The sequence below is a fragment of the Litoreibacter sp. genome, from assembly GCF_058136045.1.
Genome location: NZ_JBYVDD010000006.1, coordinates 264,041 through 280,443 on the forward strand (window position 1 = coordinate 264,041; position 16,403 = coordinate 280,443).

Annotated in this window: 18 protein-coding genes; 3 read left to right on the forward strand and 15 right to left on the reverse strand. The window is 52.9% G+C overall.

Features of this window, described 5'->3' with window-relative positions:
- Positions 1 to 16: 16 nt before the first annotated feature.
- Entirely contained in the window at positions 17 to 1,495 is a 1,479-nt protein-coding gene (locus AC3Y7R_RS09710) for an ABC transporter substrate-binding protein (protein ID WP_490041833.1), read from the reverse strand.
- Between the two features lie 157 nt (positions 1,496 to 1,652).
- Here AC3Y7R_RS09710 and panB point away from each other — a divergent pair, with 157 nt between their 5' ends.
- Positions 1,653 to 2,486 (forward strand): 3-methyl-2-oxobutanoate hydroxymethyltransferase, encoded by an 834-nt coding sequence (panB, locus tag AC3Y7R_RS09715; protein WP_490041834.1) that lies wholly within the window; start codon positions 1,653 to 1,655, stop codon positions 2,484 to 2,486.
- The gene (panC, locus tag AC3Y7R_RS09720) at positions 2,483 to 3,331 is read left to right on the forward strand and encodes a pantoate--beta-alanine ligase (protein WP_490041835.1); all 849 of its coding nucleotides are present in this window, start codon (positions 2,483 to 2,485) and stop codon (positions 3,329 to 3,331) included. The genes panB and panC overlap by 4 nt, the downstream gene beginning before the upstream one ends.
- A gap of 147 nt (positions 3,332 to 3,478) precedes the next feature.
- Here the strand turns inward: panC and AC3Y7R_RS09725 are convergent, their stop codons facing one another.
- The 9 genes from AC3Y7R_RS09725 to AC3Y7R_RS09765 are packed head-to-tail and all read right to left on the reverse strand — an operon-like array spanning position 3,479 to position 8,238.
- Positions 3,479 to 3,976 carry a flagellar basal body-associated FliL family protein gene (locus AC3Y7R_RS09725; RefSeq protein WP_490041836.1) on the reverse strand — a complete coding sequence of 166 codons (498 nt, stop codon included), beginning with the start codon at positions 3,974 to 3,976 and terminating at the stop codon, positions 3,479 to 3,481.
- A gap of 9 nt (positions 3,977 to 3,985) precedes the next feature.
- A complete protein-coding gene (gene flgH / locus AC3Y7R_RS09730) occupies positions 3,986 to 4,723 on the reverse strand; it encodes a flagellar basal body L-ring protein FlgH (protein WP_490041837.1) in 738 nt (245 codons plus the stop codon).
- 14 nt (positions 4,724 to 4,737) lie between these two features.
- On the reverse strand, positions 4,738 to 5,172 hold the full coding sequence (gene flgA, locus AC3Y7R_RS09735) for a flagellar basal body P-ring formation chaperone FlgA (RefSeq protein ID WP_490041838.1): 435 nt from the start codon (positions 5,170 to 5,172) through the stop codon (positions 4,738 to 4,740).
- Positions 5,169 to 5,954 (reverse strand): flagellar basal-body rod protein FlgG, encoded by a 786-nt coding sequence (gene flgG / locus AC3Y7R_RS09740; RefSeq protein ID WP_490041839.1) that lies wholly within the window; start codon positions 5,952 to 5,954, stop codon positions 5,169 to 5,171. Before flgG ends, flgA begins: the two co-directional genes overlap by 4 nt.
- Before the next feature lie 14 nt (positions 5,955 to 5,968).
- The gene (locus tag AC3Y7R_RS09745; RefSeq protein ID WP_490041840.1) at positions 5,969 to 6,688 is read right to left on the reverse strand and encodes a flagellar hook-basal body complex protein; all 720 of its coding nucleotides are present in this window, start codon (positions 6,686 to 6,688) and stop codon (positions 5,969 to 5,971) included.
- A gap of 3 nt (positions 6,689 to 6,691) precedes the next feature.
- Positions 6,692 to 6,958 (reverse strand): flagellar biosynthetic protein FliQ, encoded by a 267-nt coding sequence (locus AC3Y7R_RS09750; RefSeq protein ID WP_490042020.1) that lies wholly within the window; start codon positions 6,956 to 6,958, stop codon positions 6,692 to 6,694.
- Positions 6,959 to 6,960: 2 nt separating this feature from the next.
- The gene (fliE, locus tag AC3Y7R_RS09755; RefSeq protein WP_490041841.1) at positions 6,961 to 7,236 is read right to left on the reverse strand and encodes a flagellar hook-basal body complex protein FliE; all 276 of its coding nucleotides are present in this window, start codon (positions 7,234 to 7,236) and stop codon (positions 6,961 to 6,963) included.
- A 28-nt stretch (positions 7,237 to 7,264) separates the two neighbouring features.
- On the reverse strand, positions 7,265 to 7,657 hold the full coding sequence (gene flgC, locus AC3Y7R_RS09760; protein WP_490041842.1) for a flagellar basal body rod protein FlgC: 393 nt from the start codon (positions 7,655 to 7,657) through the stop codon (positions 7,265 to 7,267).
- Between the two features lie 8 nt (positions 7,658 to 7,665).
- Positions 7,666 to 8,238, reverse strand: a complete 573-nt coding sequence (locus AC3Y7R_RS09765) for a FlgB family protein (RefSeq protein ID WP_490041843.1) — start codon at positions 8,236 to 8,238, stop codon at positions 7,666 to 7,668.
- Here AC3Y7R_RS09765 and AC3Y7R_RS09770 point away from each other — a divergent pair.
- On the forward strand, positions 8,144 to 9,493 hold the full coding sequence (locus AC3Y7R_RS09770) for a FliI/YscN family ATPase (protein ID WP_490041844.1): 1,350 nt from the start codon (positions 8,144 to 8,146) through the stop codon (positions 9,491 to 9,493). The two genes, AC3Y7R_RS09765 and AC3Y7R_RS09770, sit on opposite strands and share 95 nt — an antisense overlap.
- Positions 9,494 to 9,502: 9 nt before the next feature.
- On the opposite strand, the gene gyrB is transcribed toward AC3Y7R_RS09770, so the two are convergent.
- The 5 genes from gyrB to dnaA form a co-directional block, all read right to left on the reverse strand.
- Positions 9,503 to 11,917 (reverse strand): DNA topoisomerase (ATP-hydrolyzing) subunit B, encoded by a 2,415-nt coding sequence (gyrB, locus tag AC3Y7R_RS09775; RefSeq protein WP_490041845.1) that lies wholly within the window; start codon positions 11,915 to 11,917, stop codon positions 9,503 to 9,505.
- Between the two features lie 112 nt (positions 11,918 to 12,029).
- The gene (locus AC3Y7R_RS09780; RefSeq protein ID WP_490041846.1) at positions 12,030 to 12,650 is read right to left on the reverse strand and encodes a LysE family translocator; all 621 of its coding nucleotides are present in this window, start codon (positions 12,648 to 12,650) and stop codon (positions 12,030 to 12,032) included.
- Positions 12,647 to 13,786 (reverse strand): DNA replication/repair protein RecF, encoded by a 1,140-nt coding sequence (gene recF / locus AC3Y7R_RS09785; RefSeq protein ID WP_490041847.1) that lies wholly within the window; start codon positions 13,784 to 13,786, stop codon positions 12,647 to 12,649. The genes AC3Y7R_RS09780 and recF overlap by 4 nt, the downstream gene beginning before the upstream one ends.
- Before the next feature lie 9 nt (positions 13,787 to 13,795).
- Complete coding sequence (gene dnaN / locus AC3Y7R_RS09790) at positions 13,796 to 14,914, reverse strand: DNA polymerase III subunit beta (protein ID WP_490041848.1); 1,119 nt, start codon at positions 14,912 to 14,914, stop codon at positions 13,796 to 13,798.
- A gap of 105 nt (positions 14,915 to 15,019) precedes the next feature.
- Positions 15,020 to 16,387, reverse strand: coding sequence for a chromosomal replication initiator protein DnaA (gene dnaA, locus AC3Y7R_RS09795; protein WP_490041849.1), 1,368 nt, complete (start codon positions 16,385 to 16,387; stop codon positions 15,020 to 15,022).
- Between the last annotated feature and the right edge of the window lie 16 nt (positions 16,388 to 16,403).

A 16,403-nucleotide genomic window follows, 5' to 3' on the forward strand; every position in this document is an offset into this window, starting at 1 on the left:
CCGCTATGCCCCTGTTTTACTTAGACCAACTGACGCCGGTAAGGTCCAACGCCTGCGTCGGTGCATTGGCCCAGATGCCGTTCAACTTAGCATTCACAACCGAGGTCAGCGCCAGTTGGAACAGATACCCGTTCACGTAATCTTCTGAGATCGTAATTTGCGCAGTCTTGAGCAACTCAGAGCGTTTCCCCGGATCGGCCTCCACGCTCAACTGCCCCAACAAATCCTGCAACTCGATGTTATCATACTGAAAATAGTAGTCAGGCCGCGCATAAATGCCGATGTCCATTGGCTCGGTGTGGGACACGATCGTCAGGCCAAAATCTTTACCACGGAACGCCTGCTCTAGCCATTGCGCCCACTCCAGATTTGAAATCTCGGTCTCGATCCCCACCGCGCGCAACTGTGCCGCGATGATTTCCCCGCCGCGCCGCGCGTAGGATGGCGGTGGCAGTTTCAACGTGGTCTTAAACCCATCTGCCAAACCGGCTTCGGCCAGCAATGCTTTGGCCTTCTCAGGATCGTATTGCGAGTTGCCCGTCAGGTCGATGTAGTCGGGGTGATGCGGCGCAAAGTGCGAACCAATCGGCGTGCCGTAGCCAAACATCGCACCATCGATAATCGCTTGGCGATCAATCGCGTGACTGACCGCTTGGCGGACCAAGACATTATCAAACGGCGCTTGCTTGTTGTTCATCGCAAGAATCGTCTCGCCCTCGGTGCTGCCAGACAGCACAGTAAAGCGTGGGTCAGCTTCAAATTGCGCCAGATTTTCCGGTGCCGGATAGCTGTAGAAGGCGTCGATATCCTCGGCCATCATCGCGGCAAACGCGGCTGTTGGCTCCGAGATAAACTTAAACGTCGCCTTGTCCAGTACGGCAGCTTCCCCCCAGTAGTTGGCATTTCGGACCAACGTGATGCTATCGCCCTGCTTCCAGTCGTCGAACTTAAACGCCCCGGTCCCGATCGGCTTTACCTTGATGTCGTCGATGCTTTCAGGGGCCACAATTACCGCATCCCCCCACGCCAGATTGAACAAGAAATTGCCCTGCGGTGCGTTCAATGTAACCTTCACCGTTGTGGGGTCCAGCGCCTCCACCTTGGCGATATTATCAAACAGCGCCTTTTGTGCGTTCACCGAATCCTCGGCCCGTGCGCGGTCCAGCGAGAACACTACATCCGTGGCCTCCATATCCGTGCCGTCATGGAACGTCACACCTTGGCGCAGCTTGAACGTGTAGACGCAGCCATCAGGCGAAATCTCCCAGCCCTGTGCCAAACCCTTGATTACCGAGCCATCAGACGCAAAGCGTGTCAGCCCCTCAAACACGTTGGAATATACCACTTGGTCAATCGCGCCTGCGGCCGCCGAGGTCGGATCTAGGTGTGGCGGCTCCAACTGCAAGCCTACAGTTACGTCATTGGTTTGCGCGAATACGCTAGCGCCTGTCAGCATGCTTACTGCAACTACAGGTCCAAAAATCCATCGGGTCATGGAATTCCTCCGTTCAATCGGCCGCAAAATAGCGCCCTTCAAGCGGAAGTTTGAAGCGAAACTGCAAAGCAATCAAGCACAAGCCGCCCGTTGTGCTGGATTTGCTGCTTCTATTTTGATAGGCCCTGCGCAACTTTATTGCGTGAAGGATCAATCAATGAGCGCCACCGCCCGCCAATCCGCACCGATGCCCCAAGATATTATGGCGCGCAAAGGCGGCGTGCCGCTGGTCAGCCTGACTGCCTACACCACACCTATGGCTGAAATGATGGACGGCATTTGCGACTTCGTATTGGTCGGTGACAGTGTTGGAATGGTGTTGCACGGCCTGCCGTCGACTGTGGGCGTGACGATGGAGATGATGATTTTGCATGGCCAAGCCGTGCGTCGCGGATTGCGCGCGTCGATGCTGGTAGTGGACATGCCCTTTGGCTCCTATGAGGAAAGCCGCGAGCAAGCTTTTCGCAACGCGGCTCGCATCATGACAGAAACCGGCGCAGGGGCCGTGAAGCTCGAAGGCGGAGGAAACATGGCTGACACCATCGCGTTCCTTGTGGCGCGCGGCATTCCGGTGATGGCTCATATCGGCTTGACCCCCCAATCGGTCAACACGCTGGGCGGCTACAAGGTGCAGGGGCGCGGCACAGCTGGCGATCAATTGCTTGCCGATGCGCAGGCCGTCGCGGGAGCCGGAGCCTTTGCCGTGGTGCTGGAAAAAGTGCCGCAAGTTTTGGCCGATAAGATCACCGCAGCAGTTCCCATCCCCACGATCGGCATTGGAGCCTCTGCCGGATGCGACGGGCAAATCCTTGTGGTCGATGACATGCTGGGCCTATTCACCGCGTTCAAAGCCAAATTCGTCAAACGCTTTGCCATGTTGGGCGATGATGCCCGCGTCGCGATTCAGTCCTACGCCGATGAGGTGCAGGCCCGCAGCTTCCCCGGCCCAGAACACGTATTTGCGCAAACCGCACCGGAGACTTCCAAATGAACGCCCCGATCATTCGCCCCTTGGCCGATTTACGCACCATAGTGGCAAAGTGGAAGCGTGCCGGTGAGACCATCGGCGTGGTCCCCACCATGGGCGCGCTACATCAAGGCCATTTGAGTTTGGTGCGCGCAGCCAAAGCCGATTGTGACCGCGTTGTCGTGACCATCTTCATCAATCCTAAGCAGTTCAACACCCCCGAGGACTACGAAAATTACCCCCGTACCGAGGAAGATGACGCACAGAAACTTAGCCCCCTCGGCGTCGATGCCGTCTACGTGCCGGACGGGCCGACCATGTACCCCGAGGGCTTCGCCACCAATGTCTCCGTCGCGGGTTTAACGGATGTTTTGTGCGGCGCGCATCGCCCCGGCCATTTTGACGGCGTCGCCACGGTGGTATCAAAACTGTTCCTGCAAACCGGAGCCGACAAAGCCTATTTTGGCGAAAAAGACTTCCAGCAATTGCAGGTTGTGACCCGGCTAGCCCGCGATTTAGACATCCCCATACAGATCGTCGGCTGCCCCACTATTCGCGAGGAAGGCGGCCTTGCCATGTCATCTCGCAACCTGCTTTTGTCCGACCGCGCCCGCACATGGGCACCAGAATTAAACGCCGCGATGGAGGACATGGCCGCGAGATTGCTGGATGGCGGCAACCTTATTGACTTACGCGCCAAAGCCACCACCCGGATCGAGCGCGCGGGCTTCACTGAAGTTGATTATCTAGACCTACGTGCCTGCGACACGCTGGAAGCTCTGACATCTCCATCGCGTCCCGCCCGCCTCCTCGCCGCCGCATGGCTCGCCGGTGTGCGTTTGATCGACAACATTGCAGTGGGGGAGTGATCCGGAAAACTACGGCTTTGATCTGCTAATTCAGCGGGGGCTCAACACATAAGTTCCCCACCGCACAGGGGGTTCCGCATCCCAGCACCTACAAAATTAAGCACAACTCAGAGTAAGTAAAACGAGAATGGGCACCCTCAGCTCAACCTAGACCTCTTGCTTTACAATATCCGTAATCAAAACATCCGTAATATCTACATTAACAATTCTTCTAGCACTCATCAGTAGCGATCGGCGCAAAGCATCCATAGCTGCAGGCGCGGTATAAACCCCATCAAATCCCCCAATATAAGCATGATCGAACATTACCTGAAGGAATGCATCACGCAGCTTTGGTTCCCGGTCATAAATCCCACTCGTTTCCGTAGCTTTCGTTTCCAAGCTGACCGACATTACCACCAGAGCGGCTATTCGGTCATTTTTGATCACCGGAATCACAAACTGATTGTTGATTTTAACATAATTGAAGTCTTCATTAATAGTATCCACAACATCCTCAGACGCATCTTCTACATCTTCGGAGTGTTCCTCTTCTTGAGAAGCTTTTTCATCCATTTCTGGCGGAGCAGGGCGGAGCATAAACCCTGCACCCCCCCCTGCACCAACACCAATAAGAAGTAACAGAACCGGTAGAATTTTTCCCATGATTTACTCCTAGAATGGTAACAATATATCAGCCACTTGCTGACCGTATCGTGGCTGCTGTACATCTGTGATTTGCCCGCGCCCACCATAGGAAATCCGCGCAGCCGCGATTCGATCATAACTAACTTCGTTCTTCCGATTAATGTCAGCGGGACGCACATACCCCGTGATCAAAAGCTCCCGAAGCTCAAAATTGACGCGAACTTCTTGCGACCCTTGAATGCTCAACACGCCATTTTCCAAAACGTCCACCACGGTTGCTGCGATCCTAACAGAGAATTTTTCTTTACGACGGACAGTTCCATTTCCAGAAGAAGAACTACTCGAATTTGTTGAAACAGCTGTATCCAAACTTGCCCCATCTGGAAGTGCTTCGTTGATACGCTGAGGAATTCCGAAGAGCGACGGAATCGCAAGGCTTTCAGAACCCGCCCTTTGGCGTGATGTGCTGTTTGATATTTCCGCACGCTCATCAATTTCCACAACGACAGTAACAATGTCACCAGTTTGCTCCGCACGCTGGTTCCCCAACAAAGAGTTTCGACCAGATCGCCACAATGACGCCTCATCTCGAGCGAGTGAAGACTGTGTTGTCTCAGGCAGTGCAACCCGCATCATGGCGTGGTGCTCGTTGGAATTAGTTGGAGGTTTAAATTTTGGAGGCTGACCAACAGCTTCCAAGCGCCCGCAAGCAGCCGCAAAGCAGCACAACAGCAATACCAGACCGCGCCAAAAATTAATTTTCATCAAAGGCTCTCCACTTAATGCTCTACGATTACATAACCAGATGCATCGACTCGGCCAAAAACAGTATTGCGAGAAGTAAGATTAATCACCCGCAATACGTCTCCTATCGCGCCGCGTTCCAGCGCGCGCCCTTCGGTCCTAATGCTCAGCGCAGGGCTACTATATATCAGCACAACAACTTGATTTCGCTCAACCAAAGCTGGTGGCCCAACATCTGTTCTCTTTATTGGGCGTCCAGCATAAAGAATCCTGCGCGCCTCCATCCCCACTACGGCTTGCACATCACTAACAAACCCCGGCTTGGTGTCCTCAGAGGCTCGAACGTCCTCAAGGCGCAGGATCTCCCCCGGGCGGATCGTGTGAATCGGGATAACCGCCTGAGCGGATGCAGATAGGGCGGCCCACACCGATAAAATCCCGAGAAAAATTATGCTACCCTTCCCTCTCATCGGATTTGCGTCGTAGCACTTAGCATTTGGTCAGCAGCTGTGATTACTTTCGCGTTCAGCTCATACCCTCGTTGCGCCTCGATCAGTTCAGTAACTTCCCTCACGGCATCAACGGATGAATCCTCGAGATAGCCATGGCGAAAACTCCCAAGACCGTTGTCGCCCGCAGTTCCAACAACCGCAGCGCCAGACGCACCCGTCTCAACGAACAAGTTACTTCCGATTGCTTCCAGGCCCTTTTCATTAGAAAATCCAGCCAGCGTTAATTGCCCAAGTTGTTCAGGCTCTATCCGATCGATAAAATAAGCGAACACTTCGCCATCAGGGTTAATCGAGATTGAGCGAGCATCTTCCGGGATAGTAATATTTGGAACGATTGGAAAACCGTCCGATGTCACAAGTAACCCATCTCCTGTCCGCTTCAGCCCCCCATCCCGAGTATATCCTGCGGCACCGGAAGGCAGCGTAACTTCAAGATACCCGCGCCCCTCAATGGCAACGTCCAAGTCGCCGCCAGTCTGTGACAGTGCCCCTTGCTCCACATTCACCGACACGGCGGTTGGGCGAACACCAAGCCCCAGTTGCACGCCTGCTGGCACCAAAGTTCCATCGGATGCATTAATACTGCCAGCGCGTGTCATTTGCTGATAATGTAAATCCGCAAACTCCGCACGTCGCGTATTATAGCCCGTCGTGGACATATTCGCGAGGTTATTTGCTATAACATCAACCCGCATTTGTTGAGCAGCCATCCCTGTGGCGGCAATTTTTAGCGCATTCATTTTCAGATCCTTTTCTATCGTCCGCCAACAAGCGTCATAATTGACCTCAATCGCTCATCCTCTTTGTCGAGGAAGGACTGCCCCATCTCATATGATCTTTGAACTTCAATCATACGTGCAATTTGCTGAACCGGATCGACGTTTGAGGACTCCAGAAAGCCTTGCTTAATTGTTGCGTTTTCTGCCGGGACCAAATCGGAGTTTGTCTTAAACCTCACACCATCCTCTCGGACTAAATCGGTCATATCGATTGGGTTAACCAACCCCACCTGCCCTATTGGCCCTCCATTAACTGACAGGGTCCCATCCGGGGCAACACTGATCTGTCCTGCATCAGATGGCACAAACACTGGTGCGCCCCCTGCATCCAACAGCCGGTAGCCTTCAGGCGTCACTAACTCCCCCCCTGCATTCGGGGTGAAAACACCCGCCCGTGACAAGCGCGCTCCCGAAGGTGTTTCAATTTGAAAATACCCTTCGCCCTCAATCCCAAGGTCGAAAGTGCCACCTGTTTTGGTCAGTGCTCCCTGCTCAAAACTTGTGATGTGAGCATTCGCAGTGGCCATTGATAAACTGCCCTGCCCGTCTCCAAGTTGCTTAATCTGCTCTGAGAATACTGCCGCCTCGGACCGAAATCCCGTCGTTGCCATATTGGCAATATTATTCGCCACAATCCGCATCTCATTCATCAAGCCAGACTGTCTAGTAAGAGTTGCGTAGATCGAATTTCCCATGGGCTAGCCTCCTGCAATCAGCGGAATAAGAGTGTCAGCCCAAAAACTTGTGAGGTTGCGCGTCATGAAACTCATTGATGCCCAAAACACTGCAAGCATCGCACCAACTTTCGGCACAAAAGTAAGCGTCATTTCCTGAATCGAAGTGAGGGCTTGAAATAAACCGACCATCAAGCCCACACCAAGAGCCACCGCCAGAATTGGAGCTGAAATAACAACAGCAATCCATAGACCTTGGCGCAGGACATCAAAAAATTCAGCTTCACCCATCATCAGACTGGCATCCTCAAAATTTCTTGATACGCCTCGACGACTTTATCTCGAACACTCACTGCCGTTTGAATTGCCAGTTCCGTTTGCGCCAATGCCTCGACCAACGCATGTGGATCGGCATTTCCTTGCATTGATGACATTGCAGTTTGCTCACCTGCCATCAAAACATCAGAAAAATTTTGCACCGCACTTGGTACAGAGGAATCTGCACTTGGAGTGGTAGCAGGCTTTGCGGCCCCATAAGCTCTTTGAGCAATTGTAGCGGAAATATCCATTCTGGATGGTCCTCATTGTTACAGAAAATTATCTTCGAAGCAGATCCAGCAAGGAAGTCGACATCTTCCGAACCTGCTCAAACATTTTTAGATTAGCTTCATAGCTTCGTTGCGCCTCTCGAGCGTCCGCTATTTCAATCATCATGTTAACATTTGAGCCGCTATAATAGCCGGCCTCATTTGACATAGGGTGAGACGGGTCAAAGACTTCCAAAAGATCCGCTTGATCCAAGTTTGTCCGCCCTTGTTTGACCTCACCGGTCGCACGGCCCGCATTCATCACCTGTTCAAATGATGCCATTTTTCGCCGGTAACCAGGCGTATCCGCGTTCGCAAGATTCTCAGACGTCAGACGCAATCGAGATGATTGAGCACGCATCCCGCTCGCGGCAACACTTAAACTATCATGTAAATTCGCCATACTGCCGCCTATCGCCCACGACCAATGCTAATCTTGATCAAATCAAGAGAGCTTTGGTATATTGCTAGGGCGCGCGAGTGTTGTTGTTCCGCTTCTATCGACTTCAGCATCTCAGCCTCGATAGAAACAGTATTCCCATTCGGTGTCGCCTCGGAACTAGCCGTGACTAGATGCGCCACGCCTCGGGCACCGCTTTCGCCTTGAATGTGCCCGCTACGGGTTTTCACCATCTCTAGCGGGTTCGCGCCATTTCCCAACTCTTGACGAAACGGCGTTATGTCGCGAGCTTTAAAATTAGGCGTATCTACATTGGCAATATTCTTAGCAATCACCGATTGCCTGCTTGCCGCGTGGGTCGCCATCGCATTCGCAGTGCGAAACAAAGATATATTCTGGAACATCCGGGGTTCTCCCTTGGAATTCATACATCTTGTCTTAAGGGTGATTCCTTTAAGAAAAGTAATCGTACCTAAAAAGAGAATTCCAATGTTGTCACAATCTTTTGCGCCCTTAGTTTCTTCCATCAAAGCAATCCCACGGTCGGAGTGCGACGGATCCATAAGCGCAACGAGTTCAAACATAATTCAGGTAATTGGTTTGTCAAAAATTGGACAAGTTGGTGATATTGTTGAAGTTTTTCCTAGTGGCCGAGATGCCGTTTTCGGAGAAATTCTTGCGCTTCGAGGTGCCACAGCCGATATTTTACCTGAATCCGGCAGCCAAGGTATGGCCCTAAATGACCGCGTTAGGCACCTTGGACCGACACGAATTCGACCTGATAAAAGTTGGTTAGGCCGTGTCATTGACCCCTTTCTTCGGCCCATGGATGGGAGGCCCTTGGTTGAGGGCACCGCAGATGTACCCCTAAAGGCTAGCCCACCAGCACCCACAAAAAGAAAACGCCTCGGCAGCCGAATCGAAACCGGAATAGCCGCATTCGATACCCTCCTTCCAATTGTTCGGGGTCAACGCATCGGAATTTTTTCAGGGTCTGGCGTCGGTAAATCAACACTTCTCGCGGACTTGGCCAAAGGAGTGGACGCCGACGTCATCGTCATCTGCTTAATAGGTGAACGTGGCCGCGAGGTCCGGGACTTCCTAGAAGATACCTTAGGCCCAGAAGGTCTGAAGCGGGCCGTTGTGATCGCCGCAACCTCGGACCAATCAGCCATGGTTCGCCGCCGTGGGGCTTGGGTCGGCATGGCCGTTGCAGAGTTCTTCCGCGACCAAGGGGCACATGTGTTTTTACTCTCGGACTCCATGACACGGTTTGCCGAGGCCCACAGAGAAATCGCTGTATCATCTGGGGAGGACCCAAGTTTACAAGGCTTTCCGCCCTCGACATCTCAAGAGCTCATGGCGCTTAGCGAGCGCGCAGGCACGGGTTTGGAAGGCTCTGGTGACATCACAGCCGTCTTTTCGGTCTTGGTGCAGGGCTCGGACATGGAAGGCCCTATAGCCGATATCATGCGCGGCGTCCTAGATGGGCACGTGGTCTTGGAGCGCAAAATCGCAGAGCGCGGGCGCTTTCCCGCAATTGATATCCTAAAATCCGTATCACGCAGCCTACCAGCCGCAGCCTCCCCCTCCGAGCTAGAAATCCTTGAACGCACCCGCCGTGTAATGGGGGCCTATGACGAGGCTGAGCTAATGATCCAAGCCGGTTTGTACGAGCCAAACTCAAGTGAAATAATCGACGCCGCAATTGTTGCGCGCCCAAAGTTCGAAGCCTTCTTGAGCAATCGCAACACTGGCTCAGCCGAACGCTCCTTTAGTGCTCTGGATGCCTGCCTGAATGATGAGCTTGAGGAAACACCTAAAGAGGTCCAGTCCTGAAACTGCCCGTTAGAAATCTAGATTTTCAACATTCAGCGCATTCGTTTGGATGAACTCACGTCTCGGTTCAACCACATCACCCATCAACTTAGTGAAGATATCATCCGCTTCTGCAACGTCCTCAATCTTAACCTGCAAGAGCGTCCGCGCATCCGGGTCAAGCGTCGTCTCCCACAACTGGTCAGGATTCATCTCGCCAAGCCCTTTGTAGCGCTGTAAAGACAGACCTTTTTCGCCTTCTTCCAGAATCGACTGAAGCAAATCAATCGGGCCATATACCGGCTGCTCACGGTCCTTTCGAACCAGCTTTGCAGGTTGGCCATAAGTCTCCTGCAAGCTCTTGGTCAATTGCCCCAAGCGCCTCGCTTCTCCGGACCGCAGAACGCCACCATCCAACACACGAACCTCATCCACGCCGCGCAAAACGCGCCACAACCGAATGCCTTTGTCTTGTGTTGGGCGGCCTTGCCAGCCCTTCTCATACTCTAATGCGATTAGGTCCAACCGAGCAGCAACCGTATTGGCAACCGCTTGCAGATCACCATCCAACTGCCCCGCTTCAAACGCCCCTGCAATCGCCGACTGTTCCAAAATATGTTGCGGGTAATGCGTTGGGAAGGCTTCCAAAATACGCCGGACCAAACGCGCCTCATCAATGACGCGCCGCAAATCTTGACCAACAATCTCTTCCCCGCTGGCCAACTTCAAAACAGCCCCTTCAACACCCTGCTCGATCAGATAATCCTCCATCGAAGCTTGATCTTTTAGGTAAACTTCTGAGCGCCCACGCGCCACTTTATACAGCGGTGGTTGCGCAATATAGAGGTGCCCCTGCTCGATCAATTCGGGCATTTGGCGGTAGAAGAACGTCAGCAAAAGCGTACGGATATGCGCGCCATCCACGTCAGCATCCGTCATGATAACGATTTTATGGTAGCGCAGTTTCGACACATCAAACTCATCGCGCCCAATTCCCGTGCCCAACGCCATGACCATATTACCGATCTCTTGGCTGCCCAACATCCGGTCAAAACGTGCCCGCTCCACATTCAAAATCTTACCCTTCAATGGCAAGATAGCCTGCGTTTGGCGATCGCGCCCCGTTTGCGCCGACCCCCCGGCCGAGTCCCCTTCCACAAGGAAGATTTCTGTCTTGGAAGGGTCTTTATTCGAGCAATCTTTCAGCTTCGAGGACAAGAAATTCATGTCCATCGGGTTCTTGCGTCGCGTCAATTCACGCGCTTTACGTGCCGCTTCGCGCGCCTGCGCCGCCTCAACAATCTTCGACACAATAATGCGTGCCTCATTGGGGTTTTCTTCAAACCACTCCGCTAATTTCTCATTCACCAAACCCTCGACCGCTGGGCGCACTTCTGACGACACCAACTTGTCCTTGGTTTGGCTCGAAAACTTCGGATCCGGCACTTTCACCGACAACACGCACGTTAACCCTTCGCGCGCATCATCGCCTGTGAACGAAATCTTTTCCTTCTTGGCGATCCCCGAGGATTGCGCATAATTGTTAATCGTACGCGTCAACGCGCCACGAAATCCCGCCAGATGCGCCCCGCCATCACGCTGCGGAATGTTGTTGGTAAACGGCAGAACCATCTCATTATAGCTGTCATTCCACCACATCGCGACTTCAACGCCAATGTCGTCTTTCTCACCAACAATATAAATTGGCTCAGGCATCATCGCAGTCTTGGAGCGATCCAAATACTTCACGAATTCCTTAACGCCGCCGTCATAATACAGCTCAGCGCGCAAATGCTCGACAGGGCGCTCGTCGATCAAAATAATCCGCACGCCCGAGTTCAAAAACGCCAGCTCCCGTAGCCGGTTTTCCAATGTCGTAAACACATAATCGCGGTTCGAGAACGTATCGAGTGACGCCAAGAACCGCACTTCAGTCCCCGTGCGGTCAACATCGCCCAGAACTTCCAGATGCTTAACCGTGTCACCATGCTCAAAGCGCGCAAGATGCTCCTTGCCATCACGCCAAATGCGCAGCTCCAGATAATCGCTCAGCGCGTTCACAACCGATACGCCAACCCCGTGCAAACCGCCTGAAATCTTGTAGGAATTGCTGTCAAACTTACCGCCAGCATGTAGTTGCGTCATGATGACTTCGGCGGCAGAAACGCCCTCTTCCTCGTGGATGCCCACCGGAATACCGCGCCCGTTATCGCTGACCGAAACCGACCCGTCGTCATGAACTGTCACGTTCACCGCATCCGCATGGCCCGCCAGCGCCTCATCGATCCCGTTATCGACAACCTCATAGATCATGTGATGTAAGCCAGAGCCGTCATCGGTATCCCCGATATACATCCCTGGCCGCTTACGAACTGCTTCTAGGCCCTTGAGAACCTTAATAGAATCCGCACCATACTCTTCTTTTTTACTTTGTTCGTCGGCCATGAAGTCTTTCCCGCTTAAGTTACGCGAAATATAGGGGTTTTACTGGTGCTTGTCACGCAGTTGGCGCAAGATATTGTGGTGTTAGAAACCACTGCCCTGATCGAACATACGGCTAGAATAAGCCGATCGCTACACCGACTCCAATCAGCAAGTACCCCGCGACCACATTCATCTTTCGCATGGCTCTCGGCGTCGTTAACACCCCCCGGACTCGGTCCACAGACGCAGCCAAAACAAGGTTCCCTATCAGCGGCACAAGGAAGCTCAAAAAACATATCGCCGCGATATCCCAGCCCGTCACCATCGTCAGATCGAAAAACCCTGGCAACATACCCATGTAGAACAGTACCGCCTTCGGGTTTGATAAAATCACCACCACGCCAGCGATGAACCCCGCCCACATGCCGGGACGCGTCAGGCGTGAATTTTTCGCCAGCTTCATGTCTGCCTTCCGGATCAGCAAAACTCCCATCACCACGAACATCCCCGCCGCCACCCATTTCAGCACATCCATAAACCAGCTGGCCTGATCCACGATCCATGTAACCCCCAACACCGCCACCAACGGCCAGATGACATCACCGACGACAACACCAAACGCCAGCGGCCAGGCCGCCCGGAAACCGCCCGACATAGAGCGCGCCAGCAACGCCACCCACACCGGTCCCGGCGTCAAAAACAAGATGAAAAGTCCGCCCGCGTAGAACAGTAATTCATACGCTGAGATCGTCATTTGTACGCTCCAGACAAAATTCCGTACACACTGTACCTGTTAACCTCAGATGTACCGCCCGCCTCTAACACTTCCAAATGTTGCGCGCGATTCCCTAATTCCGTGAACAACTCTGCCCCCGTCCCCGTCATCCATGCCTGCGCTTTTAAGGCGCATATCTCATCATAAAGAGCCGCGCGTCGCTCCGCATCCAAATGCGCTGCCACCTCATCCAGCAAGATCAACGGAGCCGCCCCGAAATCTTCCGACAACGCCCGTGCATTGGCAAGGATTAGTGACAGTAGTAACGCCTTCTGCTCTCCGGTAGAGCACTGTTTTGCCTCAATATTCTTGGCCCTATAGATAGCCTTCATGTCCGCACGATGTGGCCCAACAAGTGTTCGTCCGGCTCTCAAATCAGCAGATCGAGACGCTTGGAGGGCCTGTAGCAAAGCCTCCTGACCATCAATAAAATCGCCGTCATCGGGGTTCTCAATAGACAGATCAGCAGTCGGGAAAGAAGTCTCGGCCCCCTCCATAGCGCACCGCAATCGCACCAAAGCTGCGGCACGGTTCGCAATGATCTGCGCTCCGGCCTCAGCCATCTGGGCCTCCAATGCGCCATACCACATTGCGTCGCGCACCATATCCTTAAGCAGCCGATTACGCTGCCGCATCGCCTTCTCGTAAGCCACTGATACTTCTGCATGTTTCGGCTCGAAGCTCAAAGTAATACGGTCCAAAAACCGCCGCCGCCCTTCGGCCCCCTCCAACCAAAGCCGGTCCATAGCCGGGATCAACCAAACGATTCTGGCGACCCTTCCCAGCGTAATTTGAGGTGTTGCTTTCCCATCAATCCGAACAGTTCTGCTCGCACCAGATTCTGCCCGTGTTTCAATTTCATGGACTTGGCCAAGGCTGTTCAATACGCCGGAGACTTTCCAGCCCAGCGCTTCAGGCAACCGTGCAATCTCATCCACTTTCGCGCGACGCAAGCCACGTCCCGGCGAAAGCATTGATATTGCTTCTAAAACATTGGTTTTTCCTGCCCCATTCGACCCAAAAATCGCAACAGGACGATCATCCAACTCCAAATCCACCCGACGGTGAGACCTAAAGTGAGACAGCGTTAAAGAAGAGAGGTACAACCCCGCCATAGCAGCACGTTAAACGCGCATAGGCATCACAACGTAGACAGCCGACTGGTCATTCCCTTCCCGCATCAAGGTAGGATCACCTGCCGAATTGAACATGAAAACAGCGTTTTCACGATCAACTTGTCCAGCAATTTCAAGAAGATACTTAGCATTGAAGCCAATTTCCAACGGCTCGTCTCTATAAGCCACGGCCAATTCTTCTTCTGCGGCACCGCTATCAGGAGCGTTAACAGACAAGATTAACTTGTCTTCACTTAGCGACAGCTTCACCGCCCGTGATCGCTCAGAAGACACCGTTGCCACGCGGTCCACAGCCTTGGCAAACTCAGCCGCATCCACTTCCAGTTTACGCGTGTTTCCTTGTGGGATTACACGGGTATAATCGGGAAAGGTTCCGTCTATCACCTTGGAGGTTAAGGTAATATCCGGTGTCGCAAAGCGTATTTTAGTCTCAGACACCGACACTGCGATTTGCATCTCGTCATCTTCAAGAAGCTTGCGAAGCTCTGCCACAGTCTTGCGCGGTACGATCACGCCCGGCATATCAGCCGCATCACTTGGCAGATCAGCATCAATACGCGCAAGACGATGCCCATCGGTTGCCACACACCGCAGCACCTTACCACCGTCAGCATCCGAGATATGCATATAGACACCGTTCAGATAATAACGCGTCTCCTCGGTCGAGATCGCGAATTTTGACTTATCGAACAAACGACGCAGCACTGGGGCCGGAGCCGAAAAATTGGACTGGTACTCTGACGAGGCCATTACCGGAAAATCTTCTTTTGGCAATGTCGCCAATGAGAAATTCGACCGCCCGGCCTCAACAGTAAGGCGCCCAGATGTTCCGTCATCACTCAATGAAACAAGGGCTCCATCGGGTAGTTTGCGCACAATCTCATGCAGCGTAGTCGCCGAAACGGTTGTGGCACCGGGACGCTCCACTTGGGCTGGTGCTTTGTCGACGACCTCGATATCAAGGTCAGTCGCTCGAAAGCTGACATCATTGCCTTCGGCTTCAATTAGCACGTTGGCAAGAATCGGAATGGTGTTGCGACGCTCAACCACGGATTGGGCTTGGCTAACAGCCTTGAGCAGGGCGCTACGCTCGACACTGATTTTCATTTCCGTCCCTCTTAGAAGATGTTGGGGCGGAGAGACTACCCTCTCCGCCCGCATATGCAAACATTAATTGAAAAGTCCGCTTTTATCACGGGGCCGTCAAGCCAATTAGGCCTCTAACATGCGACGCAATAGCTCCGCGTCTTCGGCCACTTGGCTATCTTGGGCTTTTAACTCCTCAATCTTACGCACTGCATGGATTACCGTCGTGTGATCACGGTTGCCAAACCGCTTGCCGATCTCAGGGTAAGAGCGCTGCGTGAGGTGTTTAGAGAGCCACATCGCCATCTGCCGAGGGCGCGCAATGTTGCGTGACCGCTTTGGCGACAAAAGGTCAGACATACGAACATTATAATAATCGCAGGTCTTGCGCATGATCTCGTCCATCGTGACCTTCCGGTCCGACTGACGCAAAATGTCAGCTAAGCTTTCCTGCGCCATGTCCAAGGTAATTTCACGACCGACCAAAGAGGCCAAAGCAAAGAGTCTTGTCAAAGCTCCCTCTAAAACACGCACATTGTTAGATATCCGATGTGCAAGAAACTCCAACACCCCATTGGTAATTTCTAACTCTTGATACTGTGCGCGGTACTGCTCAACCTTCTGCTGCAAAATCCCAAGACGAAGCTCATAATCAGTCGGATGCAGGTCCACGACCAGCCCCCACTGCAAACGAGACCGAATACGCTCTTCCAGACCGTCAATTTCACCGGGCGCGCAGTCCGCCGATATGATAATCTGCTTTTGCTGATCTATCAGCGCATTGAAAGTATGGAAAAATTCTTCTTGAGTGCTGCCTTTTCCGGCAATGAACTGCACATCATCCACCATCAAAACGTCAACTGAGCGGAACAAGCTTTTAAAGTCCATCATCTGGTTGTCGCGCAACGCTTGGATGAATCTATACATAAATTGCTCTGCCGATAGATAAACGACACGCAGTTCCGGCGAGCGCATCTGCAGTTCCCAAGCGATCGCGTGCATCAGGTGAGTTTTGCCAAGGCCAACGCCACCATAAAGGAACAAAGGGTTAAACCCAACAGGCCCCCCTTCGGCAACCCGGCGCGCAGCGGCATGGGCCAATTCATTGGGCTTCCCGACGACAAATCGGTCGAAAGTAAACCGCTTATCTAACGGAGCACCAAGCATTTTCTCATTGAACGAGCGCGACGATGCCGACGACTTCCCTTTAAAGCCTTCCGATGCAGGCACGGGCGGCGAAGGTGCAGGGCTATTAGCTAGAACGGAAAATTTCAGCCGCGTTACCGGGTTACCAAGGTTTCCAAATTGGCGAAGGATTTCATCTCCAAAATTACGGGACACCCAATCACCTTGAAAACTGGTTTGAACACCAAATTCAGCAACGCCACCTTCACAGGACACAAAGGTCAAAGGTTCAATCCACGTCAGGAAATTATTTTTCCCGATAGTTGTCTGAAGTGTTTCACGTGCTTGGCCCCAAGTGTCGTTCGTCATTTTGTCCCCGTTCCGC